Origin of the sequence: Actinomadura coerulea (genome assembly GCF_014208105.1) — a bacterium.
In the GTDB taxonomy this organism is placed as follows: domain Bacteria; phylum Actinomycetota; class Actinomycetes; order Streptosporangiales; family Streptosporangiaceae; genus Spirillospora; species Spirillospora coerulea.
The window spans coordinates 8,121,404-8,148,026 of sequence record NZ_JACHMQ010000001.1 but is presented as its reverse complement, the minus strand read 5'-3'; the positions used below and the strand labels follow the sequence as shown (position 1 = coordinate 8,148,026).

Annotated in this window: 26 protein-coding genes and 1 pseudogene; 5 read left to right on the top strand and 22 right to left on the bottom strand. The window is 74.0% G+C overall.

Going from position 1 to position 26,623, the window contains the following annotated elements:
• Nucleotides 1–91: 91 nt before the first annotated feature.
• Nucleotides 92–1,516 carry a glutamate decarboxylase gene (gene gad, locus BKA00_RS37925; protein WP_185033386.1) on the top strand — a complete coding sequence of 475 codons (1,425 nt, stop codon included), beginning with the start codon at nt 92–94 and terminating at the stop codon, nt 1,514–1,516.
• Between the two features lie 65 nt (nt 1,517–1,581).
• Here gad and BKA00_RS37920 read toward each other — a convergent pair whose 3' ends face one another.
• The 4 genes and pseudogenes from BKA00_RS37920 to BKA00_RS39595 all read right to left on the bottom strand — a co-directional run.
• Nucleotides 1,582–2,754 carry an acyl-CoA dehydrogenase family protein gene (locus tag BKA00_RS37920; RefSeq protein ID WP_185033384.1) on the bottom strand — a complete coding sequence of 391 codons (1,173 nt, stop codon included), beginning with the start codon at nt 2,752–2,754 and terminating at the stop codon, nt 1,582–1,584.
• The gene (locus BKA00_RS37915; protein WP_185033382.1) at nt 2,755–3,861 is read right to left on the bottom strand and encodes an acyl-CoA dehydrogenase family protein; all 1,107 of its coding nucleotides are present in this window, start codon (nt 3,859–3,861) and stop codon (nt 2,755–2,757) included.
• On the bottom strand, nt 3,862–4,362 hold the full coding sequence (locus BKA00_RS39600; protein WP_230298753.1) for an AMP-binding enzyme: 501 nt from the start codon (nt 4,360–4,362) through the stop codon (nt 3,862–3,864).
• A 130-nt stretch (nt 4,363–4,492) separates the two neighbouring features.
• Nucleotides 4,493–4,951 (bottom strand): annotated as a pseudogene (locus BKA00_RS39595) (AMP-binding protein); the annotation flags it as partial.
• A gap of 238 nt (nt 4,952–5,189) precedes the next feature.
• Here BKA00_RS39595 and BKA00_RS37905 point away from each other — a divergent pair.
• Entirely contained in the window at nt 5,190–5,810 is a 621-nt protein-coding gene (locus BKA00_RS37905; RefSeq protein ID WP_230298752.1) for a TetR family transcriptional regulator, read from the top strand.
• A 104-nt stretch (nt 5,811–5,914) separates the two neighbouring features.
• Entirely contained in the window at nt 5,915–6,148 is a 234-nt protein-coding gene (locus BKA00_RS37900) for a DUF397 domain-containing protein (protein ID WP_185033380.1), read from the top strand.
• Between the two features lie 58 nt (nt 6,149–6,206).
• Here the strand turns inward: BKA00_RS37900 and BKA00_RS37895 are convergent, their stop codons facing one another.
• The 10 genes from BKA00_RS37895 to uraD all read right to left on the bottom strand — a co-directional run bounded on the left by BKA00_RS37895 (nt 6,207) and on the right by uraD (nt 16,165).
• Entirely contained in the window at nt 6,207–7,094 is an 888-nt protein-coding gene (locus BKA00_RS37895; RefSeq protein WP_185033378.1) for an RpnC/YadD family protein, read from the bottom strand.
• 79 nt (nt 7,095–7,173) lie between these two features.
• Nucleotides 7,174–8,172: an allantoicase gene (gene alc / locus BKA00_RS37890; protein WP_185033376.1), complete on the bottom strand. Its 999-nt coding sequence runs from the start codon at nt 8,170–8,172 to the stop codon at nt 7,174–7,176.
• The gene (gene allB / locus BKA00_RS37885) at nt 8,169–9,467 is read right to left on the bottom strand and encodes an allantoinase AllB (protein WP_185033374.1); all 1,299 of its coding nucleotides are present in this window, start codon (nt 9,465–9,467) and stop codon (nt 8,169–8,171) included. Before allB ends, alc begins: the two co-directional genes overlap by 4 nt.
• Entirely contained in the window at nt 9,464–11,773 is a 2,310-nt protein-coding gene (gene pucD, locus BKA00_RS37880) for a xanthine dehydrogenase subunit D (RefSeq protein ID WP_185033372.1), read from the bottom strand. Before pucD ends, allB begins: the two co-directional genes overlap by 4 nt.
• Nucleotides 11,774–13,135 (bottom strand): 8-oxoguanine deaminase, encoded by a 1,362-nt coding sequence (locus tag BKA00_RS37875; RefSeq protein WP_185033369.1) that lies wholly within the window; start codon nt 13,133–13,135, stop codon nt 11,774–11,776. It lies immediately after the preceding gene.
• Nucleotides 13,132–13,617, bottom strand: coding sequence for a (2Fe-2S)-binding protein (locus BKA00_RS37870; RefSeq protein WP_185033367.1), 486 nt, complete (start codon nt 13,615–13,617; stop codon nt 13,132–13,134). The genes BKA00_RS37875 and BKA00_RS37870 overlap by 4 nt, the downstream gene beginning before the upstream one ends.
• Entirely contained in the window at nt 13,617–14,495 is an 879-nt protein-coding gene (locus tag BKA00_RS37865; RefSeq protein WP_185033364.1) for an FAD binding domain-containing protein, read from the bottom strand. Before BKA00_RS37865 ends, BKA00_RS37870 begins: the two co-directional genes overlap by 1 nt.
• Before the next feature lie 25 nt (nt 14,496–14,520).
• Nucleotides 14,521–15,381 (bottom strand): factor-independent urate hydroxylase, encoded by an 861-nt coding sequence (gene pucL / locus BKA00_RS37860; protein ID WP_185033362.1) that lies wholly within the window; start codon nt 15,379–15,381, stop codon nt 14,521–14,523.
• Nucleotides 15,381–15,695 carry a hydroxyisourate hydrolase gene (gene uraH / locus BKA00_RS37855; protein WP_185033361.1) on the bottom strand — a complete coding sequence of 105 codons (315 nt, stop codon included), beginning with the start codon at nt 15,693–15,695 and terminating at the stop codon, nt 15,381–15,383. The genes pucL and uraH overlap by 1 nt, the downstream gene beginning before the upstream one ends.
• Complete coding sequence (gene uraD / locus BKA00_RS37850; protein WP_230298751.1) at nt 15,692–16,165, bottom strand: 2-oxo-4-hydroxy-4-carboxy-5-ureidoimidazoline decarboxylase; 474 nt, start codon at nt 16,163–16,165, stop codon at nt 15,692–15,694. Before uraD ends, uraH begins: the two co-directional genes overlap by 4 nt.
• A gap of 94 nt (nt 16,166–16,259) precedes the next feature.
• Here uraD and BKA00_RS37845 point away from each other — a divergent pair, with 94 nt between their 5' ends.
• The gene (locus tag BKA00_RS37845; RefSeq protein WP_185033358.1) at nt 16,260–17,702 is read left to right on the top strand and encodes a PucR family transcriptional regulator; all 1,443 of its coding nucleotides are present in this window, start codon (nt 16,260–16,262) and stop codon (nt 17,700–17,702) included.
• Nucleotides 17,703–17,718: 16 nt separating this feature from the next.
• On the opposite strand, the gene BKA00_RS37840 is transcribed toward BKA00_RS37845, so the two are convergent.
• The 7 genes from BKA00_RS37840 to BKA00_RS37810 are packed head-to-tail and all read right to left on the bottom strand — an operon-like array spanning nt 17,719 to nt 24,777.
• Nucleotides 17,719–18,582 carry an alpha/beta fold hydrolase gene (locus BKA00_RS37840; protein ID WP_185033354.1) on the bottom strand — a complete coding sequence of 288 codons (864 nt, stop codon included), beginning with the start codon at nt 18,580–18,582 and terminating at the stop codon, nt 17,719–17,721.
• Nucleotides 18,583–18,620: 38 nt separating this feature from the next.
• On the bottom strand, nt 18,621–19,358 hold the full coding sequence (locus tag BKA00_RS37835) for a Clp protease N-terminal domain-containing protein (RefSeq protein WP_185033353.1): 738 nt from the start codon (nt 19,356–19,358) through the stop codon (nt 18,621–18,623).
• A 50-nt stretch (nt 19,359–19,408) separates the two neighbouring features.
• Nucleotides 19,409–20,335: an NAD-dependent epimerase/dehydratase family protein gene (locus BKA00_RS37830; RefSeq protein ID WP_185033350.1), complete on the bottom strand. Its 927-nt coding sequence runs from the start codon at nt 20,333–20,335 to the stop codon at nt 19,409–19,411.
• The gene (locus BKA00_RS37825) at nt 20,332–21,837 is read right to left on the bottom strand and encodes a class I adenylate-forming enzyme family protein (protein ID WP_185033348.1); all 1,506 of its coding nucleotides are present in this window, start codon (nt 21,835–21,837) and stop codon (nt 20,332–20,334) included. Before BKA00_RS37825 ends, BKA00_RS37830 begins: the two co-directional genes overlap by 4 nt.
• Nucleotides 21,834–23,003 (bottom strand): cytochrome P450, encoded by a 1,170-nt coding sequence (locus BKA00_RS37820; protein ID WP_185033346.1) that lies wholly within the window; start codon nt 23,001–23,003, stop codon nt 21,834–21,836. The genes BKA00_RS37825 and BKA00_RS37820 overlap by 4 nt, the downstream gene beginning before the upstream one ends.
• Nucleotides 23,000–23,773: a glycosyltransferase family 2 protein gene (locus BKA00_RS37815; protein WP_185033344.1), complete on the bottom strand. Its 774-nt coding sequence runs from the start codon at nt 23,771–23,773 to the stop codon at nt 23,000–23,002. Before BKA00_RS37815 ends, BKA00_RS37820 begins: the two co-directional genes overlap by 4 nt.
• Before the next feature lie 2 nt (nt 23,774–23,775).
• A complete protein-coding gene (locus tag BKA00_RS37810) occupies nt 23,776–24,777 on the bottom strand; it encodes a 3-oxoacyl-ACP synthase III family protein (protein WP_185033342.1) in 1,002 nt (333 codons plus the stop codon).
• A 198-nt stretch (nt 24,778–24,975) separates the two neighbouring features.
• Between BKA00_RS37810 and BKA00_RS37805 the strand changes: the two genes are divergently transcribed.
• A complete protein-coding gene (locus BKA00_RS37805; protein WP_185035363.1) occupies nt 24,976–26,151 on the top strand; it encodes a cytochrome P450 in 1,176 nt (391 codons plus the stop codon).
• Between the two features lie 26 nt (nt 26,152–26,177).
• Here BKA00_RS37805 and BKA00_RS37800 read toward each other — a convergent pair whose 3' ends face one another.
• The gene (locus BKA00_RS37800) at nt 26,178–26,576 is read right to left on the bottom strand and encodes an SCO2583/SCO2584 N-terminal domain-containing protein (protein ID WP_185033340.1); all 399 of its coding nucleotides are present in this window, start codon (nt 26,574–26,576) and stop codon (nt 26,178–26,180) included.
• Between the last annotated feature and the right edge of the window lie 47 nt (nt 26,577–26,623).

The following is a 26,623-nucleotide window of genomic DNA, read 5'->3' as shown; positions in this document are numbered from 1 at the left end:
GCGTCCACGCGTGGTGTGCGCCGCGGCGCGGCGGGTACTTGTCGTGCGGTACCGGGGGACGCCCCGTCCCCGCACGGACGAGGAGGGCGACATGGCTCCGAAGCACCCGTCCCGCCCCGGGCGCGGCGCCCGTGACCTGGAGATCAACCCGATCTTCACCCGGGAGCCGCTGTCGGTCCCGCGGTACCGGCTGCCCGCCGGGGAGATGGAGCCGTCCACCGCCTACCAGGTCGTCCACGACGAGCTGATGCTGGACGGCAACGCGCGGCTGAACCTGGCGACGTTCGTGTCGACGTGGGCCGAGCCGGAGGCGCGGCTGCTGATGGCCGAGTGCGCCGAGAAGAACATGATCGACAAGGACGAGTACCCGCGCACCGCCGAGCTGGAGATGCGCTGCGTGCGCATGCTCGCCCGGCTGTGGAACGCGGAGGACCCGCACCACGCGGTGGGCTGCTCCACCACCGGGTCGAGCGAGGCCGCGATGCTCGGCGGCCTCGCGCTCAAGCGCCGCTGGCGGGAGCGGCGGCGGGCCGCGGGCGGGACGGCGGACCGCCCGAACCTCGTCATGGGCGTCAACGTGCAGATCTGCTGGGAGAAGTTCGCGAACTACTTCGAGGTCGAGCCCCGCTACGTGCCGATGGAGGGCGGCCGCTACCACCTCGGCGCGCGGGAGGCCGTGGAGCTGTGCGACGAGAACACCATCGGCGTCGTCGCCGTCCTCGGCTCCACCTTCGACGGGAGCTACGAGCCGGTGGCCGCCATCGCGGCCGCGCTCGACGACCTCCAGGCCCGCACCGGGCTCGACGTCCCGATCCACGTCGACGGCGCGTCAGGCGCGATGATCGCCCCGTTCCTCGACCCCGGCCTGCTCTGGGACTTCCGGCTGCCCCGGGTCGCCTCCATCAACACCTCCGGCCACAAGTACGGGCTCGTCATGCCGGGCGTGGGCTGGGCGCTGTGGCGGGACGAGGACGCGCTCCCGGACGACCTCGTCTTCCACGTCAACTACCTCGGCGGCGACATGCCCACGTTCGCGCTGAACTTCTCCCGCCCCGGGGCGCAGGTCGTCGCCCAGTACTACAACTTCCTGCGGCTCGGCTTCGACGGGTACCGGCGCGTCCAGCAGGGGTGCCGGGACGTCGCGACCCGGCTCGCCGCCGAGATCGGGGGGCTCGGCCCGTACGAGACGCTCACCGACGGCGGCGAACTCCCGGTGTTCGCGTTCCGCACCCGGGAGGACACCGGCTTCACCGTCTACGACGCGTCCGCCGCGCTGCGCGAGCACGGGTGGCTCGTGCCCGCCTACAGCTTCCCTGAGAACCGCACCGACCTCGACGTCCTGCGCGTCGTGGTGCGCAACGGGTTCGGGCACGACCTCGCCGACCTGTTCATGGAAGACCTGCGGCGCACCACGTCCCGGCTGCACTCCCACGTGCACGCCCACCGCGACCCGCGGGACGCGAGCGGCTTCGCCCACGGCGCCGAACCGAAGAAGGCGCGGGCCAGGCGGGTCTGACGGCCGGGCGGCCCGACGCGGTCAGGCGGCGGACCGCCGCCTGACCCAGCTGACCCCCCGCGGCATCAGCGCGGCGCCCGGGGCAGCCCGAGGCCGATCATGGCGATCAGCTCGCGCTGGATCTCGTTGACGCCGCCGCCGAAGGTCAGCACGAGCGCGCCCTTGGCGAGCCGGTCCTGGGACTCCATGAAGTCCGCCGTCTCCGGGTCTCCCGGGTCGCCGTACCGGGCCAGGACGTCCCCGACGATCCGGCCGACCTCCTGCATCCGCTCCGAGGCGTAGATCTTGGTGGCGGACGCGTCGGCCGCGCCGAGCCAGCCGAGGTCCTGGTTCGCCGCGACCTGCCAGTTCAGGAGCTCGTTGGCGCGCAGGTAGGCGTAGACCTGCGCGACCGCGCGGCGCACGGCGGGCTCCTCGATGAGCGGGCGGCCGCCCGGACCCGTGGTCCGGCGGGCCCAGCGCGCGAACCGGACGTGGGTGTGCCCGATGTTCCCCGCCGGTCCGAGCGTGACCCGCTCGTGGTTGAGCTGGTTGACGATGAGGTCCCAGCCCTTGTTCTCCTCGCCGATCAGCATGTCGGCCGGGACGCGGACGTCCTGGAAGTACGTCGAGTTCGTGTGGTGCGCGCCGTCCATCGTGATGATCGGTGTCCAGGAGAAGCCCGGGTCCGCGCAGTCCACGATGAGCATCGAGATGCCCTTGTGCTTCTTGGCCTCCGGGTCGGTGCGGGCCGCGAGCCACACGTAGTCGGCGTGGTGCGCGCCGGAGGTGAAGATCTTCTGGCCGTTGACGACGTAGTGGTCGCCGTCCCGGACGGCGGTGGTGCGCAGCGCCGCGAGGTCGGTGCCGGCGCCCGGCTCGCTGTAGCCGATCGCGAAGTGGCACTCGCCGGCGAGGATGCGCGGGATGAACCGCTCCTTGTGCGCGTCCGACCCGTACTGCAGGATCGTCGGCGCCACGGAGTTCAGCGTGATCAGCGGGTAGGTGACCTCGGCGCGGGCGATCTCCGTGGCGAAGATCGTCTGCTCGACCGGGCCGTAGCCGCGGCCCCCGTACTCCTTCGGGAGCGCGACGCCGAGCATCCCGTCGCGGCCGAGGCGCCGGCAGTGCTCCAGGTAGGGCGGGCCGAACGGGTCGGCGCGGATGGCCGCGCGCTGCTCCGCGGTCAGGCAGTTCTCGAAGTACTCGCGCAGCTCGGCGCGCAGCCGCTTCTGCTCGTCGGTCAGGTCGATGAACATTCAGGCCTCCTGGGCGATGAGGGCGCCGAGCGCGTCGAGCCGGTCCTCGCCGCCCCCGAGCAGATGCCCGCAGTGCTTGCCCCAGGCGAAGTACCGGTGCAGCGGGTAGGTGATGTCCAGGCCGATCCCGCCGTGCAGGTGCTGGCAGGTATAGAGCGCCTTCACCACGGGGTCGCACGCGTTGTAGGCGGCGACGGTGAGGACCTCCTCGGCGTCGTCCGCGCCCTGCGCGAGGCGCCACACGCCCGCCCACACGGCCACGTCCAGCGCGCGCTTGGCGATGTAGACGTCGCCGATCTGCATCGTCACCGCCTGGAACTGCGCGAGCGCCCGTCCGAACTGCTCGCGCGTCTTCGTGTACTCCTTCGTCAGCTCCAGCGCGCCCTCGATGACGCCGGACGCGACGGCGACCGCGCCCGCGACGGCCGAGCGGCGCAGGGTGTCCCAGGCGGCGCCGTCCGCCGTCCCGCCGAGCAGCGCGTCCGCGCCGACCCGGACACCGTCCAGGGCCACCCGCGACAGCGGCTCGGACGTCGCCGACGGCTGCTCGGTGATCGTCACGGCGGCGGGCTCCACGAGGAACACCCCGACGCCGCCGCCCTCGACGCGGGCCGGGACCAGGATCAGGGACGCCTCCCGCGCGTACGGGACGAACGTCTTCACACCGTCCAGCACGTGGCCGCCGCCGTCCGCGCGGGCCGTCGCGGCGACCTCGCCTGCCGGGCCGACCTCGCGGTACGCGCCCGTCAGGACCGTCGCGCCCTCGGTGAGCGGGGCGAGCAGGGCGCGCTGCTCCGCCGTCCCGTGCGCCCCGATCGGGACGGCCGCGAGCGCGAGCGACGCGTACGCCGGGACGGGCGCGGTGCGCACCCCGACCTCCCGCAGGATCACCGCCAGCTCGACCGGACCGAGCCCGGCGCCGCCCGCGTCCTCGGGCAGGACGACGCCGAGCAGCCCCGCCTGCGCGAGCGCCTTCCACGTCACGTCGTCATAGGGCGCCCCGCTCTTCTCGAACGCCTCCAGCCGCTCCTGCGCGGCCTCCCGCGCGAGCACGTCCGCCGCGAGCCCCTTGATCTCTTGCTGGGTCTCGTCGAGGTTGAAGTCCACTCATCCGCTCCCTTCCAGCAGGTGCAGCCGGCCGCGGCGCTCGAACTCGTCCCGCAGCGCGGCCGCGTCCGCCGCGGTCATCGGGCGGTAGTCGAGGCCGCGGCCGGGCCGCCACCACACCGGGTCGTCGGCCTGCCAGGCCTCCCGGGCCAGCCGGCGCTTGAGGATCTTGTTGGAGGCGGTCGCGGGCAGCTCCCGCGCCACCCGGACGTACCGCGGGATCCACTTCGGCCCGAGGTCGGCTCGCCCGCGCAGGTAGCCGGCGAACGCGCCCGGGTCGAAGGCGTCGGCGGCGACGGCGAGCATCACCTGGTCGCCGGACGCCGCGTCCGGCACCCCGTACACGGCGAGCCGCCGGACGCCGGGAAACTCCGCCAGAACCCGTTCCACCTGGACGGCGCCGAAGTTCTCGCCGTCCACGCGGAGCCGGTCGCCGCTGCGCCCGGCGAAGAAGACGTAGCCGTCCGCGTCGGCGTAGGCGAGGTCGCCGCTCCAGAACATGCCGTCGCGGAGGCGGTCCGGGGCGTCCTCCTTGTAGTACCCGTCGAACAGCGAGCATCTCGCCCGGCACGACCACCTTCCGGTGGGTGACGCGGACGGCCCGCGGCCGGCCCGACGTCCCGGAGGTGAAGATCAGCATCAGCAGCGTGCCGGGCCCGACCGCCGAGGCGCCCGGAGGCGCGGAGCCCGCGTGGGGCGCGATCAGGTCGTGGAACGCGTTCACGTCCACGACCGGGAGCCCGAGCGCGGCGGCCTTCCCGGCGTACCGCGGCCGGGTCAGCACGAGATCGCAGTCGGCGCGCTCGGCGTCGCCCGCCAGCTCGGCGGCGCTCCGCGTCGGGTTCAGCGCCACGACCACCGCCCCCGACAGCGCCGCGCCTCCGAGGAGGAACACCACCTCGGGATCGTTGTCGAGGAGGACGCCGACGTGGACCGGCCGGTCGGGACGGGCCTCACCGGCCAGCCACGCGGCGCGCGCCGCGCATTCGGCGACGACCTCCCGCCACGTCCAGGCCCGGCCGTCGTCGGCGGACCGCAGCCCGGGGCGGTCGTCGTCCGCCCGCGCCTCCAGCAGCGCCGCGACGCTCACCGGCCCACCTCCCCGCTCCGTCCCACGGCGAAAAAGTAGAACAGATTCTACTAAGTGTCCAGGGGGTCGATCTCTCTCGCCCGCAAGCCGGTTCGCCTGGGTGTCATGGGGAACCGGAGGGGCACGGGCGGCCGGGGACGAGATCGCGATGAGCTGATCAGATAACAGGTTCTCGCGAGAGCGGTACCCTGGGAGGGACGCGTCGGGCGACCGGGCCCGCACAGAAGGGAAGGCGACCGTGACCGCAGAGCCGACAGTGACCGGGGACGAGACCCGGGGTCAGCCGGGCGGCCAGGGCGTGCGCTCCCGCAGCCAGCACCAGCGGCGCAAGCGTATCGTCCAGGCGGCCGCGGCGCTCGCATCGCGCGGCGGCATCGAGGCGATGCAGATGCGCACCGTGTCCGAGCGCGCGGGCGTCGCCCTCGGCACCCTCTACCGCTACTTCCCGTCCAAGATGGACCTGGTCGTCGCCGTCGTCAGCGAGGAGCTCGACCTCCTCGAAGGCAGCATCGAGCGCCGCCCGCCCAGCGCCGGCGGCGCCCCGGACCGCGCCGTCGAGGTGCTGATGCGCGCCACCCGCGGCCTGATGCGCGAGCCGGAGCTGGCCGAGGCGCTGATCCGCTCCCTTCTGCTGTCCGACGTCAAGACCGACTTCGGCGACCGCATGAGCGAACTGCTCCTGCGCGCCGCGTCCGGCCCGCCGGAGGCCATCCCCGCCGAGGACCCCCGCCGCCTCGTCGCGCGCGCCCTGTCCGGCATCTGGACCATGGAGATGATCGAGATGCTGCGCGGCAACGCCACCGCCGAGGAGATCCAGGCCCGCCTGGAGATCACCGCCTCGCGCCTCCTCATCGACTGAGCGGCAGCGGAGACGAACGGAGAGTCACCGCTTTCCCACGTGCCGCCCATGCCTTCCCCATTAGCCTGGGATCCGACAGGAGCCAGGACGTTGAAGGGGTGCCAGTGACCGGACAGGAACCGATCCTCAGCGACGGGGTCATCATCGAGTTCATCGATGGCAAGGACGTCCCCGTCCAGCACAAGGACTTCGGTGAGCGGGCCGTCGTCATGCGCGACGCCAAGAACCCCGAGGGCCCGATCCTCTACTTCACCGAGGCCGAGTGGGACGCCTTCATCGCAGGCGTCAAGGACGGCGAGTTCGACGACCTCCTGGAGGACCCCACCGAGGCCTTGTGACCGAGAAAACGCCCCCGGCACCCACCGGGGGCGTTCTCACCCGAAGACCGCGAACGACTCAGCCGAAGAGGTGGTCGGCGCTCTCGGCCGTTGCGGCGCGGACCAGCCACTGGTCCAACTGCTCCGGGTCGGCGCAGCCCAGGATCTGCTCCCGCACCTCCTCCGACACCGAAAGCCCCCGCGCGTCGAGCACCTTCAGCACCGACTCCGCCTCACCTTCGGCCTTGCCCTCGGCCTTGCCCTCGGCGTGCAGGCGCCGGAACGGGCTGCTCTTGTACTTGTATCCGGCGACTCCGGTGTTCACGTACCCCTCCAAGATCTCCTGGGCGGCTTTCGAGAGCACGTCCACCACCAGGTCAGTGTACTGCTTGCCGATTTCCTCGTCCTCGTTCGAGATGGTGGCGAGGGCGGCGTGCGTGATTTTCAGGGACTCCTTGTCTTTCGGGATGATGTTGGCCAGTGCGGCCAGAACGGTCATCTCAGGCATCTGCGCGGCCTGGTCGGGAGTGGTGACCAGAGGCCCCATGCCGGGGCCCAGCACGTAGGGAGCGAGATTGAAGCCCGGGTGGCCGATCTGGATCGTCTCGCGCGCCCACTCCGCCACCGAGCGACTGGGACAGATGACCAGGAGGTAGCACGGACACATGAGCTTGGCGTGCAGCGAGGTCAAGTAAAGCGGCCAACTGCCGTGCTTTCTGGGGTCCTTGGCGAGCTGGGTTTCGGCGATGACGCCGATTGTGGGTTCGGTCGATCCGGCTTCGCAGATCTCCACTACGTTGTCGGCGACGTAGGCGGCGGGGGCCAGCTGGGTACAGGTCTCACTTGTCGACCTGATGGTGGCCGCGTCCGACACAGCGATCCCGAATGCGGTATGGAGTAATTGGGCTACGACTTCCGGATTGTCCCGGATTATCTGGATGGGCCCTTCGTGTTTGGCGCTTACCATGCACGGCAAGTTACTTGACCAACACTGTTAGATGCCGTGACTATTCAATTACTGAGCGTGTGATGCGCATCACAGTCCATTATTGGCGAGTATGCGTGTTCCAGTGGGTTGTTAGGGCTTGTTCGACTTCGGGCTTTAGTGGGCCCCAGAGGCGTAGGCGGGCCAGGCCGCCGTCGGGGTAGATGTCCAGGCGGACCTTCGCTACCTCTGGGGTCTTCAGGCGGTAGCGGTGGCGGGTGTCGGGTTGCAGGCGGGTGCGCTGCAAGATGACGGTGTGGTCGCCTTGGGGGGTGGTGGCCGTTAGTCGGGCTTCGGCGGGGGCGTTAAATTTGAGGTTCGTGGTGTCGAGCTCGGCCAGTTCGATGGTGCCGGGGGCGGCCAGGGCTATTTCTGCCCAGTCGTTGCCGGTGTCGCGGCGGCGGGCTGTTTCCCAGCCTTCGGCCTGGGTGCGGGCCAGACCGGGGAACAGCATGTTGTCGGGGGACGAGTAGAAGCGGTCGGAGCAGTCGAGGACGCGGGCGCCGTTCTCCAGTGCGGCCAGGTCCACCGTCAGGCCCGTCAGGTACGCGGGGTTCGGGACGGCCCTGCCGTGGACGCGGAGCCGCGCGATGCCGCCGTCCGGAAACATGTTGAGGCGGACGTGGGTGAAGACGCGTTCTGATTCGGTGGTCGGACGAGTGTGCGCGGTGTCGCCCTTTAGGGACGTTTTCGGGACGATCTCCGTCCAGTCGGCGGCTTCCAGTTCGGCGGGGGCCGGGTAGCCCTCGGCGAAGCAGGCCTCCACCGAGGCGTGTGGGGGGTAGTTGCCCTTGAACCAGGCCGTGTCGATGACGATGCCGTGGATCTGGCCCGGGAGGCCCAGGCGGATCAGGGCCCAGTCGTGGCCGGGGGTGCGGCGGCGGGCGGTCTCCCAGCCGTCGTAGAGCTGGCCCTTCGGGCCGAAGGTCTCCGGCCGGAACGCGGGCTCCCAGGGGTTGAGCAGGTTCTCCTTCTCGGCGAAGGACTCGTCGCTGGCGGCGACGACCGAGCCGCCGAGCGTGCGGACGGCCAGGTCCGGCAGGGAGGTGAAGCCGGTCATCGTGCCTCCGCGCGGGTGAGCAGGCGTCCGGTCGGTGCGTCGCCGACGCGTGTGCCGCGCAGCCAGGTGGCGTGGACGACTCCCGTCAGCGTTCGGCCCTCGTAGGGGGTGACGGGGTGGCGGTGGTGGAGGGACGCGGGGTCGACGGTGAACGTCTCGTCGGGGGCGAAGGCGACCAGGTCGGCGTCGTTTCCGGGGGCGATGGCGCCCTTGCCGGGGACGGCGGCGAGGGCGGCGGGGGCCTCGGACATCCAGCGGACCACCGCGGCCAGGTCGTGGCCGCGGGCGCGGGCCGCCGTCCAGACGGCGGGCAGCCCGAGTTGCAGCGACGAGACGCCGCCCCACGCGGTGGCGAAGTCGCCGCGTTTCAGGTCGGGCGCGCAGGGCGAGTGGTCGGTGACGACGCAGGAGATCACGCCGGTGGCGAGGCCCTCCCAGAGCCGGTCGCGGTTGGCGGCGTCGCGGATGGGCGGGCAGCACTTGAACGAGGTGGTCCCCGCGTCGCCGTCGCAGAGGGTCAGGTAGTGCGGGCAGGTCTCGGCGGTCACCGGCAGGCCGTCCGCTCGGGCTTTGGCGAGGACGTCCAGGCAGTCGGCCGCCGAGAGGTGCAGGATGTGGGCGCGCACCCCCGTCTCCTCTGCCAGCCGGACGACCCGCTCGACGGCCCGGCGTTCGGCGGAGGGCGGGCGTGAGTCGAGGAAGGCCTGGTAGTCGCCGCCGGACGGCGGGGACAGGGAGGCCGGGTCCTCGGCGTGCACGATGACCAGGCCGCCGAAGGAGGCGATCTCGCGGAACGCCGCTTTCATCTCGGCGGGTGCCAGCGGCGGGAACTCCGGGACGCCCGAGTCGGAGGTGAAGCACTTGAAGCCGAAGACGCCGAGGTCGTGCAGGGGGCGGAGCGAGGGCGTGTTGCCGGGGATGGCGCCGCCCCAGAAGCCGACGTCCACGGCGCAGGCGCCTTCGGCGGCGGCGCGTTTGGCCTCCAGTGCGGCCGGGTCGACCGTCGGGGGCAGCGAGTTGAGCGGCATGTCGATGAGCGTGGTGACGCCGCCCGCCGCCGCGGCCCGGGTGGCGGTGGCGAAGCCCTCCCATTCGGTGCGCCCCGGCTCGTTGATGTGGACGTGGGTGTCGACGAGCCCGGGGAGCAGCGCGACGTCGCCCAGGTCCACCGAGGCGGCGGTGTCGTAGGGCGAGATCGCGGTGATGCGGCCGGCGCGGACCGAGACGGCCGCCGGTCGCTCTCCTTCGGGCAGGACGGTCCGGCGGGAACGGATGACGAGGCCGTCCCGCGTCATGGGCCGGCCACGATGTGCTCCGGGCGGACGGGGACGCGCGTCAGCGCCCTGCCCGTCGCGTCCCTGATCGCGGCGACGACGGCGGGCGTGGACGACAGCGTGGGCGGCTCACCGGCGCCGCGCAGCCCGTAGGGGGCCTCCGGGTCGGCGTTCTCCAGGATGTCCAGGCGCATCGGCGGCATGTCGAGGATGGTGGGGATCAGGTAGTCGGTGAAGGACGGGTTGCGGACCGTGCCGCCGGACACGACGATCTCCTCCATCAGCGCCAGCCCGAGGCCCTGCGCGGTGCCGCCGTGGATCTGCCCCTCCAGCGCCGTCCGGTTGAGGATCCTGCCCACGTCCTGGACGGCGGCCAGCTCGACGACCTTGACGAGGCCGAGTTCCACGTCCACGTCGACGACGGCGCGGTGCACGCAGAGCGCGAGCTGGGTGTGGCTGCGGCCCTGCCCGGTGACCGGGTCGAGCGGTGTCGTGGGGCGGTGGTGGTACTCGCGGGTCTCCTCGATGGCGGTCTCGCCGAGGACGTCCTCGATCGTGCCGAGCGTGCCCCCGGCCCGCGAGATGATCTTCCCGCCGGCGACGGTGAGGTCGGTGCGGCCGTAGCGGCGGGCGGCGAGCGCGAGGAGTTCGGCGCGGACCGCCTCGCAGGCCGCCTTGACCGCCCCGCCCGTCATGTACGACTGGCGGGACGCGCTGGAGGACCCGGCGTCGCCGACCCGGTTGTCGGCCGGGGCGATCGTGACCTTCTGGACGCCGAGCTCGGTCCGCGCGATCTGCGCCTTGATCGTGACGAGGCCCTGCCCGACCTCGGCGGCGGCGGTGTGCACGAGCGCGGTGGCCTCCCCGCCGATGACCTCCAGCCGGACGCGGGCCGTGGACAGGTCGTCGAAGCCCTCGGAGAAGCAGATGTTCTTGATCCCGACGCCGTAGCCGACGCCCCGCACGACGCCCTCGCCGTGGGTCGTCTGGGAGACGCCGCCCGGCAGGTCGCGCAGGTCGAGGCGGTCGGAGCCGGGAGGCATCGGCATGGCCTCCAGGCGGGTCAGCATGTCCGCGAGCGGCGCGGGCGACTCGATGACCTGCCCGGTAGCGAGCCTGGACCCCTGGGTGACGGCGTTGCGGCGGCGGATCTCTACCGGGTCGAGGCCGCAGGCGGCGCCGAGCTTGTCCATCATCGACTCGTAGGCGAAGCACGCCTGGACGGCGCCGAACCCGCGCATCGCTCCGCACGGCGGGTTGTTGGTGTAGACGCCGTACCCGTCGATCCTGATGTTGGGGATCTCGTAGGGGCCGACGCCCAGGGAGGCGGCGTTCCCGACGACGTTCATCGTGGACGAGGTGTACGCCCCGCCGTCCAGGACGATCTCGACGTCGGCGTAGAGGAGCCGCCCGTCGCGCGTGGCGCCGTACTCGTAGCGCATCTGCGCGGGATGCCGGTGGACGTGCCCGAAGAACGACTCGTACCGGTTGTACGACATCTTCACGGGCCGGCCGGTGTGCAGCGCCAGCATCGCGGCGTGGATCTGCATCGACAGGTCCTCGCGGCCGCCGAACGCGCCGCCGACCCCGGCGAGCGTCATGTGGATCTGGTCCTCGCGGAGCGCGAGGCACGGCGCGATCTGCTTGAGGTCGTTGTGGATCCACTGCGTGGAGACGTGCAGGTCGACGCCGCCGTCCTCGGCCGGGATCGCCAGGCCCGCCTCGGGCCCGAGGAACGCCTGGTCCTGGATGCCGACCTCGTACTCGCCGGACACCACGACCGCCGCCGCGGCCCTGGCGGCGTCCACGTCCCCGACCCGGACCGGCTGGTGGCGGGTGATGCCGCCGCGGTCCTGGACCTTCAGGCCCTCCGGGTCGGCGATCACCGCGCGCGGGTCGGTGACCGGCTCCAGCACCTCGTAGCCGACGGCGACCAGGTCCATCGCGCGCCGCGCCGTCTCGGGGTGGTCGGCGGCGACGAGCGCGACCGGCTCGCCCTGGTGACGGACCTGGTCGACGGCGAGGACGGGCTGGTCGTCGGTGTGGTCGATGCCGAACACCTTGCGGCCGGGCACGTCCTCGTGGGTGAGGACGGCGCGGACGCCGGGCAGCGCGAGGGCGGGGCCCACGTCGAGCGACCGGATCCGCGCCCGGGGGTGCGGGCTGCGGAGCGTCGCGCCCCACAGCATGCCCTCCAGCCACAGGTCGGAGGCGTAGGCGAACTCGCCGGTGACCTTGAGGGTGCCGTCGGGGCGCAGCGGGCTCTCGCCGACCCCGCCGGTCCCCTGGACGGCGGGGCGGGCCGGGCTCCTGGTCGAAGTCGTCATTCAGAGCACCTCCTCCGCGAGGCGCACCAGGCGGCGCTGGGCGTCCGCGCCGCGCCGCGCGGCCTCGTCCTGCGGGACGGTGACGAGCGTGTCGCCGTCCACGACCGTGCGCCCGCCGACGAGCAGGCGCTCCAGCGGCGGCGTCGGGCCGAACGCCAGCGCGACGACCGGGTCGTCGATCGCCGCGCGGAAGCCGTCGACGCGCCAGAGCGCGATGTCGGCGAGCGCGCCCGGTGCGAGGAAGCCGAGCTCGTCCTCGCGGCCGAGGCAGCGGGCGCCGCCGAGCGTCGCCATCTCCAGGGCCTGCCGGGCGTTCAGCGCGGTCGGCCCGTACCGGGCGCGCTGCATGTAGATCGCCTGCCGCAGCTCCCCGGCCAGCGGGACGAGTTCGGCCGACGCCGCCCCGTCCACGCCGAGGCCGACCGCCGCGCCCGCCTCCAGCAGGTGCGACACGCGGGCGATCCCGGCGCCGAGCCGGGCGTTGGAGCTCGGGCAGTGCGCGGTGCCGGTGCGGGTCTCGGCGAGCCGCTTGACGTCGGTGTCGTGAAGGTGGACGCAGTGCGCGAGCCACACGTCGGGACCCAGCCAGCCGATCGAGTCCATGTACTCGGCCGGCGTCATGCCGAACTGCTCCCGCGTGTGCTCCTCCTCGTCGAGCGTCTCGGCGAGGTGGGTGTGCAGGCGCACGCCCTTGCCGCGCGCCAGGCGGGCCGACTCGACCAGCAGGTCCCGCGTGACGGAGAACGGCGAGCAGGGCGCGACGGCGACGCGCAGCAGGGAGCCGGGCGAGGGGTCGTGGTAGCGGTCGATCGCGGCCTCGGTCTCGGCGAGGACCGTGTCGATGTCCTCGACGACCTCGTCCGGGGGCAGCCCGCCCTGCGACGCGCCGCGGTCCATCGACCCCCGGCACGGATGGAACCGGACGCCGATCTCCCGGGCGGCCTCGATCTCGGCCGCGAACAGGTCGCCGCGCCCCTTGGGGAACAGGTAGTGGTGGTCGGTGGACGTCGTGCAGCCCGACTTGGCGAGCCATCCGAGCCCGGCGGTGGCGGCGCCGGCGACGACCTCGGCGTCCATCTTCGACCACGGCTTGTAGAGGGTCGTCAGCCACTCGAACAGGGTGCCGTCGACGGCCATGCCCTGGCTGGCCCACTGGTAGAGGTGGTGGTGGGAGTTGACCAGGCCTGGGGTGGCGAGGCATCCGGTGCCGTCGATCCGCTCGGCCTCGCCCTCGCCCGCCTCCGGGGCGGGGCCGGGTCCGACGGAGGTGATCCGGTCGCCCTCGACCACGATGTGGCCGCCCGGGTACTCGTCCCCGGACACGGTGGCGACGTGGGCGTTCTCGATGACGACGCGCCTCATCCGGCGGCCGCCTGCCGCTCGGCCGCGAGGCGCACCGCGTCGAGGATCTTCTCGTAGCCGGTGCAGCGGCACAGGTTCCCGGCCAGCGCCTCGCGGATCTCCGCGTCGGACGGCGCCGGGTTCCGCTCGATCAGGTCGTGCGTCTGGACGATCAGGCCGGGCGTGCAGAACCCGCACTGGACGGCGCCCGCCTCGACGAAGGCCTCCTGGACGGGGTCGAGCCGCTCCTCGCCCGGCGGCCCCTGCGCCAGGCCCTCCACCGTGACGACCTCGCGGCCCTCGGCCTGGCCCGCCGCGACCAGGCAGGCGCACACCGGCACGCCGTCCAGGTAGACGGTGCAGGAGCCGCATTCGCCCTGCTCGCAGGCGTTCTTGGAGCCGGGCAGGCCCATCCGCTCGCGGAGCATGTAGAGCAGGCTCTCGCCCTCCCACACCTCGTCCACCGCTTCCTCGGACCCGTTGACGGTCAGGTTCACGCGCATCACGAGGCCGCCTTTCCCACGGTCGCCCTGCGGTAGTCGTCCCAGGCCCAGGTGAGCGTGCGGCGCGCCAGCACCGCCAGCGCGTGCCTGCGGTACCCGCCCGTCCCGCGGACGTCGTCGATCGGCGACGCCGCGTCCCGCACGAGCTCGCCGAAGCGCCGCGCGGCGGCGTCGGCGAGCGGGCGGCGCCCGTCCCAGTCCAGCTCGCCGGTGGCGAACGCCTCGGCCTCGGACGCGCGGCGCGGGGTCGGGGCGGCCGAGCCGAGGCCGGTGCCGACGCGGCGCTCGCCCGGGTGCAGCGCGACCGCGAACGAGCAGACGGCGATCACCATCGCGTTCCGGGTGCCGATCTTGGAGAAGTACTGCGGGCCGGACGCGGGCGGCGCCCAGAACGCGCGGATCAGCTCGTCCGGCGCGAGCGCGTTGCGCTTCACACCGGTGAAGAACTCCGCGACCGGGATCATCCGGACGCCGCGCTCGGCCGACTCGGCCTCGACCACCGCGTCCCCGGCCAGCAGCGGCGGGTGGCCGTCTCCGGCGGGCGAGGCGGCGCCGAGGTTGCCGCCGACGGTGCCGCGGTTGCGGATCTGCGGCGACCCGACCGTGCGGGACGCCTGGGCGAGGCCGGGCAGCCGCCCGCCCAGCTCGCTGATCAGCCGCGCGTAGGGGACGCCGGCGCCGACGCGGAGCCGTCCGTCCACCGTGTCCCATTCGGCGAGGGCGCGGATCCGGGTGAGGTCGAGCAGCGCCTCGGGCCGCCGCGCGTCGAAATTGATCTCGACCATGACGTCGGTGCCGCCCTGGACGGGCAGGGCGCCCGGCCGCGCGGCCCTGGCGGCGAGCGCGTCCTCCCAGGTCAGCGGTCGTAGAAAGTCCATGTCTCAGTATTCCTCCATGGCGGCGTCAGTCGAAGGCCGCCGGGGCGGCGGGCGCGTCGTCGGTGAGCACCGTCCCCTCGATGAGCCCGTAGGGACGGTCCGCCGCGAAGAAGACCTCGTTGTCGTTGTCCATGCCGAACGGCTCCAGGTCGACCGGGAAGTGGTGCCTGTTGGGCAGCGACAGCCGGACCTCGCACACCTCGGGCCGCTCGGCCAGGACGCGGCGGCCCATCTGGTAGAGCGTCTGCTGGAGCGACAGGCTGTGCGTCTCGGCGAACGCGCGCAGCAGGCCGTCGCGGGCGGCGGCGTAGGAGTCGTCCCATTCCCCGGTCGTGCTCCGGTGCCGCCACTGGGCGGTCACGGCGGTCGCGAGGATCCGGTCGTCGGTCGGTTCGAGGGTCGTGTACTCGTCCCGCGCGAAGCCGTGGAACTCGCTGCCGGTGGAGTTGAGGACGACCAGGTCGGTGAGTCCCGAGACGACCGACTCCGCCTCGGCGCCGCGGTGCACCAGCGCCGTGCGCACCTCGCCGCCGTCCCGGACGAACGAGTGGCCGCCCGTGATCCGCCGCCAGCCGTACTCGCGGATCTCCACCCGGGCATGGGTGATCGCGGGCTGGGAGCCGGTGAAGTGCCGCGCGAGCAGGAGGCCGAAGTCCTCGATCGCGCCGATGCCGTGCTTCCTCGCGAACGCGAACACGGTGTTCTTCTGGGTGTCGGTCGGCAGTACGGCCGTGTTGTCGCCGGTCAGGTGCACGTCGTCCATGGCGCCGGAGAGGGCCACGCTGACGTTCAGGTCCTTGATCCGATGGGTGCCGCCGTCCCGCGTCACGCGGACGACGCGCGTCTCCGCCTTGCCGTAGCGGTTGGGCCCGAGGACGATCGCCACTAGCTCCCCCGGTACGTCGAGTACGCGAACGGGCTGATCAGGAGCGGGACGTGGTAGTGCCGCCCCGGGTCGTCGATCGTGAACGCGACCGTGACCTCGGGGTAGAAGTCCGACAGCCCCTCGGTGGCGAACGTCAGCCGGTGCACCCCCGCGCCGGGTTCGGCGCCCCACTCCCGGACGCGGCCGTCGGCGTCGGTGCGGGCCTCGGCGAGCACCGTCCAGCCACCGACGGCGTCGCGGCGGTCCAGCCGGACGGCCACGCCCGCGGCGGGCGTCCCCTTCGCCGCGTCCAGTACGTGCGTCGAAAGGCTCACTCGTCCTCCTCCGTCATCCTGGCCAGCCGCAGGTCGACGATCTCCGCCAGCTCCCGGCGGACGGCGTCGCGTTCGGCGGCGGGGTCGTTGCCGAGCCGTTCCCGCAGCGCGGCGAGCATCTCCAGCGCGGAGCGCCCGGACGCGCGGATCAGGAACACGTGGCCGAACCGCTCCTCATAGGCCCGGTTTCCCGCGACCAGGGCGTCCTGAACGTCGGCGCCCGCGCCCGCCGCCCCGGCCTGCTCCCCGCGCGACCAGCGGGCCTCCCGCGAGCCGCGGGCCGGCCGGTCCCCGATGCGCGGATGCGCCGCGAGCGCCTCCTCGACGTCCGCCCAGTCCAGGCCGTCCAGCGCCCGCCTCGACGCGGCGCGCAGCGCGGCGAGATCGGCGTAGGGGCGCCCGGCGACCGCCGCGATCCACCGGCGTGACGCGCAGCACGCCGCCAATTGCTCGGTGCTCGGTTCCACCACGCTTGCAGTACACAAGGCCGCCCGGTGCCCGGTCGAGAGACAGGACGTCCGAACTGGAGTGCCGGTCGGGGCCGGTCTTTTGTAGCTTCCTACTATGAAGCTGCGTTCGCTGCTCGGGATGCCCGGCCTGCGGCTGGAGGTCGTCACCGGGGAGGACGAACTGGACCGGCCGATCCGCTGGGTCGTCACCACCGACCTGATCGACCCGGGCCGCTACCTGCGCGGTGGCGAGCTCGTGCTCACCGGCCTCGTCTGGCGGACGGACCCGGCCGACTCCGAGGCGTTCGTCGCGGCCCTCGCGGGCGCGGGCGTGTCCGGGCTGGCCGCGTGGGACCTCACGCTCGGCGCCGTCCCGGACGACCTCACGGCGGCGTGCCGCCGGCACCGGCTGCCGCTGTTCAAGGTCCCGGAGGACGTGGCGTTCGCGACCGTGACCGAGGAGGTCGTCCGGCACCTGTCCGGCGCCCGCGCCGCCGACCTCACCGCCCTGCTGGACCGGCACCGCCGCCTGGTCGAGGGGACCGGGCTCGGCGCCGTCCTCGACCTGGTCGGCCACTGCCACGTCCTCGCCCCGACCGGGCGCGTCGTCGCGGGCCCGCCGCCGGCCGACCCCGCCGCCCTGGCCGCCGCGTTCCTCGGCGCGCCCCGGCTGCCGCACCACGTCCCGGACCAGGACATGTCGGTCTTCGCCGTGTCCCCCGCCGACACGCCCCGGGTCGCCGACTGGTTCGTGGCGCTGGAGGGCGACGCCGCCGGCTGGCCGCCCGAACGGCACACGATGGCCGGAGAGCTCGCGGCCATCGTCGCTCTGGAACGGGCCCGGCTGCGTGCCGACGATCGCGCGTCCCAGGACATCGTCACCGCCGCCTTCTCCGGGGACGACCTCCCGGATCCGGACGGGCTCGCCCCACCGGTCGTGGCCGTCGCCGCGTCCGCGCAGGGCCCGCTGCGTCCGGGCGAGTTGCGCACCGTCCTGTCGGAGGTCGTGCCGGGGCCGCGGCCGGTGGTCGGGCTTCTGGACGGGGAGGCCGTGGCGCTCGTCCCGTCCGGCGGGCGGGACGTCGCCGCCGCCGTCCAGGACGCCCTCGGCCTCCTCGCCCCCGGTCTGGCGGGCACCCGCGTGGCCGTCGGGGTGAGCGGCGCCGCCGCGCCCGCCGGCCTGCGCGGCGCCATCGAGGAGGCCCGGCACGCCCGCCGCCTCGCCGCGACCCGTCCCTCCCCGGTGTGCGTCGTCCGGCACGAGGAGCTCGCGACCCATGTGCTGCTGCTCGCCAGCGTGCCGGACGACGTCCGCCGGATGTTCCGGGTGCGCCTCCTGGACCCGCTGCACTCCTACGACGAGGCTCACGGCGCCGACCTCGTCCGGACGCTGGAGACGTTCCTGCGCAACTCCGGTTCCTGGACGCGCTGCGCCGAGGAGCTCCACCTCCACGTCAACTCGGTCCGCTACCGCGTCCAGCGCATCCAGGACCTGACCGGCCGCGACCTGTCCCGGATGGAGGACCGCGTCGACTTCTTCCTCGCCCTCCTCGTCTGACGGCGCCGGGTCCCCGTCAGGCCGTCGTGTGCCGCAGGAGAGCGGGGACGACCGTGTCCCAGGTGCGGCGCGGGAGCTCGTTGCCCGTGCCGGGCAGGACGACCAGTTCGGCGGACGGGATCTCGGCGGCCAGCGCCCTGCCGTTGCCCAGCGGGAAGAAGGGGTCGTCCTCGCCGTGGACGACGAGGGTCGGGGCGGTGATCTCGGGAAGGCGCTCGCGCCAGCGGTCGCCGGTGTCCAGGGCCGCGAAGACGGTCCCCATCTGGTTCGCCCGGTGCGCCTTGCCGGGGTCGGCCCCGGTCACCGTGCGGTCGAAGATCCGCTCGATGTCCGCGCGGGCCTCGGCCTCGTCGAAGGACCCGCCCGACATGTGGCGGACGTTCCCGACCTGGAAGGCGACCACCGACTCCCGGTCGGTCCAGTCGACCCGCGGCCGCTCCGTGAAGCGGGCCATCAGCTCCGGGGCGTGGTCGGGCAGGTCGGCGTCGGCCGGTCCCGGGGCGGTGGGCCTGGTCGCGATGAGGGTGAGGGTGGTGACGCGGGCGGGGTGGTCCAGGGCGAGGAGCTGGGCGATCCAGCCGCCGACGCCGAAACCGGCGACGTGCGCGGACGGCAGCCCGAAGGCGTCGAGGACTCCGGCGGCGTCGGCGACGAGGTCGCGCAGCGTGTAGCGGGGGGCCTCGGGGTCGGCGGTCTCGGACCGGCCCGTGTCGCGCTGGTCGTAGCGGACGACGAACCTGCGCGTCCCGGCGAGGCGCTCGCACAGGTCGTCCGGCCACGTGAGCATCGTGTTGCCGATCAGCAGGACCGGCGGGTCGGACGGTTGACCGAACGACTCCGCGCACAGTTCCACCCCGTTGGCCTTGATGAGTTTCTCCATGGAGGGGTGGACCGTGCGCGGAGCCGGAACTCATCGCTTCACGGTGCGTCCGTCTTGGCGGCGATGGCCTCCAGTACCGCGGTGATGTTCGCCTCGGCGGCCGCCTTGTCGACGCCCGCGCCGGAGAGGACGCCCGTGCCGTCCTCGAACTCCAGCAGGGCGAGCAGGAGGTGCTCGGTGCCGATGTAGTTGTGGCCGAGGCGCAGGGCTTCGCGGAACGTCAGTTCGAGGGCCTTCTTGGCGTCCTGGCCGAAGGGGATGAGCTCGGGGAGATCCCCTTCCGCCTTCGGGGGAAGCGCCGCCGTGGCGTCCTGCCGGACGGTGTCCAGCGGGACGCCCTGGGCGAGGATCGCCCTGGCGGCGAGCGCCTCGGGCTCGGTGAGCAGGGCGAGGACGAGGTGGGCCGGGGTGATCTCGGCGTTGCCGGCGGCGCGGGCCCCGCTCATCGAGGCCACGACCACCTTGCGGGCGCGCTCGGTGTAGCGGGAGAAGCCCTGCGAGGGGTCGAGGTCGGGCTTCTCGCCCTTCGCGACGAAGCGCTTCTGCGCCGCCTGCTTGCTGACGCCCATGCTCTTGCCGATCTCCGTCCAGGACGCGCCGGAGCGGCGGGCCTGGTCGACGAAGTGGCCGATGAGGTGGTCGGCCACGTCGCCGAGGTGCTCGGCGGCGAGGACCGCGCTGGTCAGCTGTTCGAGGGCGTCGGTGTGGACCTTCTTGATGCCGTTGATCAGGTCGTCGAGGCGGACCTGGACGGGCGGCCGCTGCGGTTCGGTCATGCGTCAACCATAGGTTGACGATCCCCCGATCGTCAACCTTGGGTTGACGATCACCAGGCGGCGGCCCCGGCGAAGGACGTCGGGGCGGGGTCGTAGCCGAGGGCCTCCCGGGCGGCGGTGGTGTCGAAGGTGCGCTCCAGCGCGAGATGGCTGATCGCGTAGCGGGTGAGGCGCGGCGGTCCGGGACGGCGGGCCAGCAGGAACGCCCCCTCGGCGACGGCGGCGAGCGGGCGGGCGGCGCGGGCCGGGACGTACACCGGGCGCGCCCGGACGCCGCGCTCGCGCAGGATCGCGCGGAACGCGTCGTCGATCGCGACCGGCGCCGCGTCCGCGACGTTGAAGACGCCGGAGGCCGCGGGACCCGTCGCGGCCAGCACGCACGCCTGGACGAGGTTCCCGACCGAGGTCAGGCTGACGCGCTGGCGGCCCGTCCCGACGGCGGGCAGGACCGGGCCCCGCACGGCCGACAGGACGCGCGGCAGGAGCGTCGTGTCGCCGGGCCCGTAGACGGCGTGAGGCCGCAGGACGATCGCGCCGGCGCCGGCGGCGGCCCGTTCGGCGGCGGCCTTCGAGGCCCCGTAGGCGTTCATGTAGCGGCGCACCGGGGCCTCGTCCTCGCGCGCCATGACGCTCGGTGCGTACGGGTCGTACACGCTGGCCGTGCTGACGTGCACGAACCGGGCTCCCGGGAAGCTCGCCAGAGCGTTGCGGGTGCCGGTGAGGTTGGCGGCGAAGAGGGCGGCGGCGGGCCCCCAGTCGGTGACGCTGCCCGCGCAGTGGACGACCGCGTCCACCGCGGGCGCGTCCGGAAGCGGGCCCCGCGTCAGGTCCCAGGACCGGTAGCGCGCGCCGCCCACGTGGGCGGAGGCCGCCGCCGGGCGGCGGCCGAACGCGAGCACGGTGATCCCCTCGGAGGCGAGCGTGCGGCACACCGCGCCACCGACGAACCCCGACGCTCCCGTCACCGCGATCCTCATGGCGCCACCAGTTCGCGGAGCCTGTCCCGGTCGAGCTTGCGGGTGCGGCCGGAGCGGGGCAGCTCGTCCAGGACGACGATGCGGTCCGGGAGGGCGTCGTGGTCGAGGACGTCCGGGAGCGTCCGGCGCAGCCGGTCGGGCAGGTCGCCGGGGCCGACCACCGCCAGGACGACCTCCTCGTCCCCGGTCCGCGGGTCCGGCACGCCCACGATGGCGGCCTCGGCCACGCCGGGCAGCGCGGCGATCGACGGCTCGTACAGGCCGGGGTAGAGGTTGAACTTGCCGCGGATCAGCATGTCCTTCTTGCGTCCGGTCAGGACGAGGCGGCCGCCGTCCAGCCGCGCGAGGTCGCCGGTCGGCAGCTCCGCGACGGGGTCCGCGCCGAGGTAGCCGCGGCAGAGGTTGGGACCGGACAGCAGCAGCTCCCCGTCATCGGCCAGCCGGGCGCCGACGCCGGGCAGCGGCGCGCCGAGCAGGTCGCCGGGCCCGTCGTGCGCGAGCTTCTCCCGCGCCGACGCGATCGCCACGGGGAGGATCTCCGTCATCGCGTACACCGACAGGACCTCCGCGGCGGGGGCGGCCTCGATCGCCTGCCGGAGCACGGCCGCGGGCGCGGGAGCCGCACCGAGCAGCACGTAACGGACGGACGGCGGCAGCTCGCGGCACGCGTCCAGGATCTCGGCCAGGTGGACCGGGACGCAGAACGTGTGCGTGGCCCGCCGCTCGCGCATCAGCCGCGCGAAGTCGGCCGGGCCGCAGAACAGCGGCGGCATCGACCAGCGGGCGCCCGCGATCAGCGTCGGCAGGCCGAGCATGAGCTGGTCGGTGTGGACGACGTCCCCGGGCCCGAGGGGCAGCCGGGACCGGAACAGGTCGAGCGCCGCCGCCAGCGACGCCTGCGTGTGGACGACCGCGCGGGGGTCCGCCGTCGTCCCCGACGTGAAGATCACGGCGGCGGGCGCGTCCGGATCGGCCTCGCGGTCGGGCTCGGGGGCCTCGCCCCGCGCCAGGCGCGCGAAGGACAGCGCTCCCCGGGGCACACCCGGCAGCCGGCGGCCCACGTGGACGTGCCGCATCGGCCCTTCGCCCGGGATCCGCAGGTCGGCGAGGTTCGGCAGGAGCAGCCCGCGCCGCCGGGCGTACGCCCGGACGGGCCGGAGCCTGCTCCCCGCGTACAGCACCGACTCGGCCGCCGACCAGCGGGGGCGGGCCAGCCGCAGCCGCGCGGTGAACATCTCCGGCCCGGCCCCCGGGTCGGCGAACACGACGACTCCCCCGGCCGCGACCACCCCCAGCGCCAGGACGAGCGACTCCGGCGAGGGGCGCACCGAGAACAGCACGCCGTCGCCCGGGGCCAGCCCGCCGGACAGGAGCCCGTGCCGGACGGCGAGCACCTGCCGCCGCAGGTCGCCGTAGGTCAGCTCCGCCCCGTCCCCGGCGATCAGGGCGACGGCGGCGGGCGTCCGCGCCGCCTGGTCGAGGAGCCGCCGGACCAGCGTCATGCCGCCCTCGCCTTCGGGGAGCACCCGGACCGGACGGCCAGGTGGCGGTACGTCGGGATCAGCACGTTCCGGGCGGCGGCGCGTCGCGTGACCGTGAGCGGCGCGGCGGCGAGCAGCGTCCGGGCGACCAGGCGGATCTGCGCCATGGCCAGCGGATACCCGATGCAGAAGTGCGGCCCGGCGCCGAACCACAGGCGGCGCAGCTCGGGCGGGTGCGGCCGGTCCAGGTCGAACGGGCCGTGGGCGCGGCAGCAGTTGTGCGTGGCGATCAGCACCCGGTCGCCGGGGCGGATCGCCGCGCCCCCGACCGCGGCCGGGCGGTGCACGCTGCGCAGCATGACCGGCGTCGGCGTCGCGACCCGCAGCGCCTCCTCGACGGCCCGGTCCAGGAGGGCGGGGTCCTCGGCGACGCGGTCGAGCTGCCCGTGGTCGGCGAGCAGGGCGATCAGGCGCGGCAGCAGCGTGGCGACGGTCTCGGTGCCGGTCAGGAAGAACGCGCCGGCGGCGCCGCGCGCCTCGTCCCGCGACAGGCCGAGGGCCCGCATCCGTCCCATGACCGTGGACCCGTCCCCCGCCAGGTAGGACTTCTCGGCGATGTCGCCGAGCGGGTCGAGCACCGCGCGGGCGCGGCGGAGCTGGGACGGGGAGAGCCGCCGGGTGCGCAGCGACACCATCGAAACGATCTTCTCCCCCTGCTCGAACAGGTCCCGGTAGGCGGCCTCGGTGCCGCCTTCGAGCCCGATGACCTCGCCGATCACGGTTCCGGCCATGACCCGCGCCGCGTCCACCAGGTCGACGGCCGCGCCGCGTCCGAGGCGGTCCGACAGCGCGGCCAGCGGCTCGGCCAGCACGCGGGCGCACAGCGCCTCGGTGGAGGACGGGGTGAACAGGTCGGTCAGGCGGCGGCGGAGGGCGCGGTGGGCGTCGCCCTCCATGTTGAGCAGGACGGACGGTCCGAGAAGGGGCGTCCAGAGCTCGCCGGGCGAGCCGGGGCCGTCCTTGCGGAACGTCTCGCCGTCCATGAGGATCTCGCGGGCCAGGGCGGCGTCGTTCACGACCACCCCGACCCCCGGCACGCGCACGATCGGCCCGCGCCGCGCGACGCCGCGCAGCAGGGGGTAGGCGACCGGGTGCGCGGTCAGGTAGAGCCGCGTCTCCCAGTTCACCGGACGTCCCCCGCGTTCAGCCTGACGTCCACGACGTCGGGGCGGTAGCGGTGGTCGGCGTACCAGCCGAGCGTCCTGACGAGGCCGAAGGCGCGGAGCCGGCGGACGGACCCGTACACGACGACGTCCTCGCGCAGCCCGTAGGCGTCGGTCACGTAGCGGACGCGGTTGACCAGCGCGCGGTCCTCGTGGACGTCCTCGATGCGGGTGCGGGGGAAACCGCCCGCCCGCCGGTACAGGCCGGCGGTGATCGCGAGGTTGCAGCCCGGCATCATCACGTACGGCCCGAGGTACAGCGGGTCCTGGTTGCCGGGGCGGAACCGCCCGAACAGGGCGGCGAGGTCGATGACGGCGGGCAGCAGGCGGCGCTCCCAGAACCTCAGCGGGAACTCGTCGGTGCGCGGCAGCAGCGGCCCGGACACCATCTCCAGCCCCTCGCCGAACGCCCGCTTCACCGCCGCGACCCAGCCGCGGTGGGGCAGGCAGTCGGCGTCGGTGCGGGCGACGTGCGTGGCGCCCGCGCCGATCGCGTGGCGGAAGCCGGTGTCGGCGGCGGCGCCCGTCCCCTTCTCCGGCTCGTGCACGATCCGGACGTCGAACGCCTCGGCGCCCGCGGCGAACTCCTTGACGGCGGTGGCGGTCGCGTCGGTGCTGCCGTTGTCGACCACGACGAGCGTGAAGCCGGTGTCGGTCTGCTCGGCGAGGCGGCGCAGCGTCGCGCCGATCGAGCGCTCCTCGTTGTAGGCGGGGACGACGATCCACAGGTTCATCGTCACAGCTCCGCGAACATGACGCCGAGGCTGACGCCGCCGGCGAGCCCGATCAGCGCGATCCGGTCGCCGGGCCCGCAGCGCCCCTCGGCGAGCGCGGTGGCGATCTGCAGCGGGAGGCTCGCGGACGCGACGTTGCCGTGGTCGGGCAGCGTGACGACGAGCCGGTCGGGCGGGACGCCGAGGATCGCGCGCAGCGTCTCCAGGTACGGCAGCGTCACCTGGTGGACGCCGACGACCGCGAAGTCGTCCCAGGTCAGCCCGGTCTTGGTGAGCGCGGTGGTGAAGATCTCCGGGCCGGTCGCCAGGAAGGCGTCCTTCAGCCGCCGCCCGTCCCCGCTGAAGTAGGTGAACTCGGGGTCCCGCGGGTGCATCGAGCCGCCGCCCGGGAGCGTCCCGACCTCCCACGCGGCGGAGACGGCGGCGAAGTCGCGGTAGAAGATCCCGCCGTCCGGGGCGGCCTCGACGAGCATCGCGGCGCCGCCGTCGGAGAGGGTGTAGCCGGCGAACGCGTCCACGAACTGGGCGCGGTCGCGCACGTTCCAGCGGATCGCGCGGGACGGGCTCTCGCCGGTGCAGACCAGGACGCGCTCGTGCTGCCCGGTGCGGATCAGCGCGTCCGCCATCTGGAGCCCGTTGAGGAAGCTGTTGCAGGCGTTCTTGACGTCGAAGACCGGGCAGGTCGCGCCGAGCTTGGCGGCGACGATGTGCGCGGTGGCGGGCTCCACGAGGTCCTGCGAGGCCGACCCGAAGACCAGAAGGTCGAGGCCCGCGGGCTCGACCGCGCGGTCGGCGAGGACGCGGCGGGCCGCGGCGACGGCGAGGTCGGACGCCTGCTCGTCGTCGCGCATGACATGCCGGGCGCGGATGCCGGTCATCCGCTCCACGATCGTGGGGTGGGGCCGGTACCCGGCGCTCTCGGCCGCGACGCGGGCCTCGACCTCGGCGCTGCTGACCGTGCGGTCCGGCAGGTGCGCGGCGGCGGCGGTGATGCGGGCTCTCATGGCTCGGGTCCCCCGGTTCCTCGTGCTCGGTGTCCGGCCAGCCTCTCCGGCCTCGGGCGCTCCCGGTCAGAGGAACCCTACGCATCCCGGACCGGGCGTTGTACCCGGTACGTCGTGAGTACTGCCACTTAGCCCGGTTTGAGGGATAGGGCGTTTTCCTCCGGGCCGCCGAACCGCCAGAATCGGCGGGTGACCAGCATGAAGACCGACCGAGCGGCGCGGCACGAGGCGCGACTGCTGTGGACGGCGAATCCCGGACTGTTCGCCCTCCTGGAGGCGGCGCGCCACACCGGCCCCATCGCCCGCGTGCCGAGGCTCGGGTGGGTGGTGACCGACCCCGTCCTCGCGCGGCGGGTCCTCAACGACCACGCGAGCTTCGGCATGAACGGCGAGGGCGGCGTCGGCCACCTGTGGACGCAGCTGTTCGGGGACGAGATGGGGCGGTTCTTCGGCGGGGCGACGCACGCCGAGGTCCGCACCCGCGCCCGGGACCTGTTCACCGAGGACGCCGCGCGTGCCCTGGTGGAGCGTTCCCAGGGCCGGACCCACGCCGCGCTCGCCGCCCGCCTCGCCTCCGGCGCGGCCGTCGACGTCGCCGACGCGGCCCGCGTCCTGGCCGGACGCATGGTCGCCGACCTGCTCGGCCTGCCCGCGGACCGGACCGACGCGGCCTACCGAGCGCTCTTCTCCTCCGGGGAACGGCTCGCCCGGCTCGCGCTCGGAACGACCGCGTCCACCGACCTGGATCCGGCGGTCGTCGCGCGGGCCCGCGCGATCGTGGACGAGATCACCGCCGGTGTCCCGCACGCCTACCGGACGGCGGGACCGGACACCCTCCTCGGCCGCTGCCGGGAGATGGGCCTCGGCCTGCCCCTCGCCCGCGGCCTGGCGACCCTGCTGGTGATCGCCGGGACGGAGACCGGGGCGTCGGGGACCGTGCGCACCGCGGCCCTGCTGCACGACACCGGAAGCCAGCGGGCGCTGCTGGACGACCCGTCCCTCATGGACAACGCGGTGCGCGAGGGCCTGCGCGTCGCCGCCCCCGCGCCGGTGATCGGGCGGCACGTCTCCCGCGACGCCGCGCTCGGCGGGCGGCGGCTCCGCGCGGGCGACCGGGTCCTGCTGCTGACCTACCGGGCGACGGGCGGAGCCGGGCCGTTCGACGTCCGCCGCGCGTACGTGCCCGAGACGCGGCAACTGTGGTTCGGCGGCGGGCGCCACCTGTGCCTCGGCGCCGCCGTCGCGCGCGTCCAGGTCGCCCGGATGCTGGAGACGCTGCTGTCCTCCGGCCGCCCGTACCGGGTCTCCGCCCGCCGTCCGGCCCGCCGCGTCCTCGTCCCGTCGTACGCCGAGCTGCGCGTGCGGCTCGCCTAGGGCCCCCGCGACGGCGGCCCGGGCCGTCAGACCTCGGGGATCTCCGTCGGCGGGGTCCCCGGGGCGTCCGGGGCCGGGGCCGTCGGGGTCGGGGCGGGCGCCGGGGAATGCGTGATCGCGGGGCCGACCGGCCGCGCCGGCCGCTCGTCGCGGGACCCGGAGTTCCACCACCAGAGCGCGATGGAGATCGCGAGCAGCACCAGCACGCCGCCGATCACCTGGAGCACCGCCGTCCGGGGGCTCGGCTCGCGGCCGCGGCGCCGCGGGGCGAAGCGCCCGCCCGCGGCGCGCCGCGGGGCGCGCCGCGACCGCCGCCGCTCACGCCGGGACGGGGGGCGGGCTCGCTCGCGCGCGGACGGCTCGGTGAAGACGGCGCTCCTGACGAAGTCCTCGTCGAACACGGGCTCGTCGAAATCTGCGGCCATGGGACTCTCCGGCGCGGGGGGATCGTCGTGCGCCCCAGGCTAGTAGA

What these genes read in the sequence shown, in the direction of transcription:
- gad (WP_185033386.1), top strand. Translation starts at nt 92, where the DNA reads ATGGCTCCGAAGCACCCGTCCCGCCCCGGGCGCGGCGCCCGTGACCTG.
- BKA00_RS37920 (WP_185033384.1), bottom strand. Translation starts at nt 2,754, where the DNA reads ATGTTCATCGACCTGACCGACGAGCAGAAGCGGCTGCGCGCCGAGCTG.
- BKA00_RS39600 (WP_230298753.1), bottom strand. Translation starts at nt 4,362, where the DNA reads ATGTTCTGGAGCGGCGACCTCGCCTACGCCGACGCGGACGGCTACGTC.
- BKA00_RS37895 (WP_185033378.1), bottom strand. Translation starts at nt 7,094, where the DNA reads ATGGTAAGCGCCAAACACGAAGGGCCCATCCAGATAATCCGGGACAAT.
- alc (WP_185033376.1), bottom strand. Translation starts at nt 8,172, where the DNA reads ATGACCGGCTTCACCTCCCTGCCGGACCTGGCCGTCCGCACGCTCGGC.
- allB (WP_185033374.1), bottom strand. Translation starts at nt 9,467, where the DNA reads ATGACGCGGGACGGCCTCGTCATCCGTTCCCGCCGGACCGTCCTGCCC.
- pucD (WP_185033372.1), bottom strand. Translation starts at nt 11,773, where the DNA reads ATGACGACTTCGACCAGGAGCCCGGCCCGCCCCGCCGTCCAGGGGACC.
- BKA00_RS37875 (WP_185033369.1), bottom strand. Translation starts at nt 13,135, where the DNA reads ATGAGGCGCGTCGTCATCGAGAACGCCCACGTCGCCACCGTGTCCGGG.
- BKA00_RS37870 (WP_185033367.1), bottom strand. Translation starts at nt 13,617, where the DNA reads ATGCGCGTGAACCTGACCGTCAACGGGTCCGAGGAAGCGGTGGACGAG.
- BKA00_RS37865 (WP_185033364.1), bottom strand. Translation starts at nt 14,495, where the DNA reads ATGGACTTTCTACGACCGCTGACCTGGGAGGACGCGCTCGCCGCCAGG.
- BKA00_RS37845 (WP_185033358.1), top strand. Translation starts at nt 16,260, where the DNA reads ATGAAGCTGCGTTCGCTGCTCGGGATGCCCGGCCTGCGGCTGGAGGTC.
- BKA00_RS37840 (WP_185033354.1), bottom strand. Translation starts at nt 18,582, where the DNA reads ATGGAGAAACTCATCAAGGCCAACGGGGTGGAACTGTGCGCGGAGTCG.
- BKA00_RS37835 (WP_185033353.1), bottom strand. Translation starts at nt 19,358, where the DNA reads ATGACCGAACCGCAGCGGCCGCCCGTCCAGGTCCGCCTCGACGACCTG.
- BKA00_RS37830 (WP_185033350.1), bottom strand. Translation starts at nt 20,335, where the DNA reads ATGAGGATCGCGGTGACGGGAGCGTCGGGGTTCGTCGGTGGCGCGGTG.
- BKA00_RS37825 (WP_185033348.1), bottom strand. Translation starts at nt 21,837, where the DNA reads ATGACGCTGGTCCGGCGGCTCCTCGACCAGGCGGCGCGGACGCCCGCC.
- BKA00_RS37815 (WP_185033344.1), bottom strand. Translation starts at nt 23,773, where the DNA reads ATGAACCTGTGGATCGTCGTCCCCGCCTACAACGAGGAGCGCTCGATC.
- BKA00_RS37810 (WP_185033342.1), bottom strand. Translation starts at nt 24,777, where the DNA reads ATGAGAGCCCGCATCACCGCCGCCGCCGCGCACCTGCCGGACCGCACG.
- BKA00_RS37805 (WP_185035363.1), top strand. Translation starts at nt 24,976, where the DNA reads ATGAAGACCGACCGAGCGGCGCGGCACGAGGCGCGACTGCTGTGGACG.
- BKA00_RS37800 (WP_185033340.1), bottom strand. Translation starts at nt 26,576, where the DNA reads ATGGCCGCAGATTTCGACGAGCCCGTGTTCGACGAGGACTTCGTCAGG.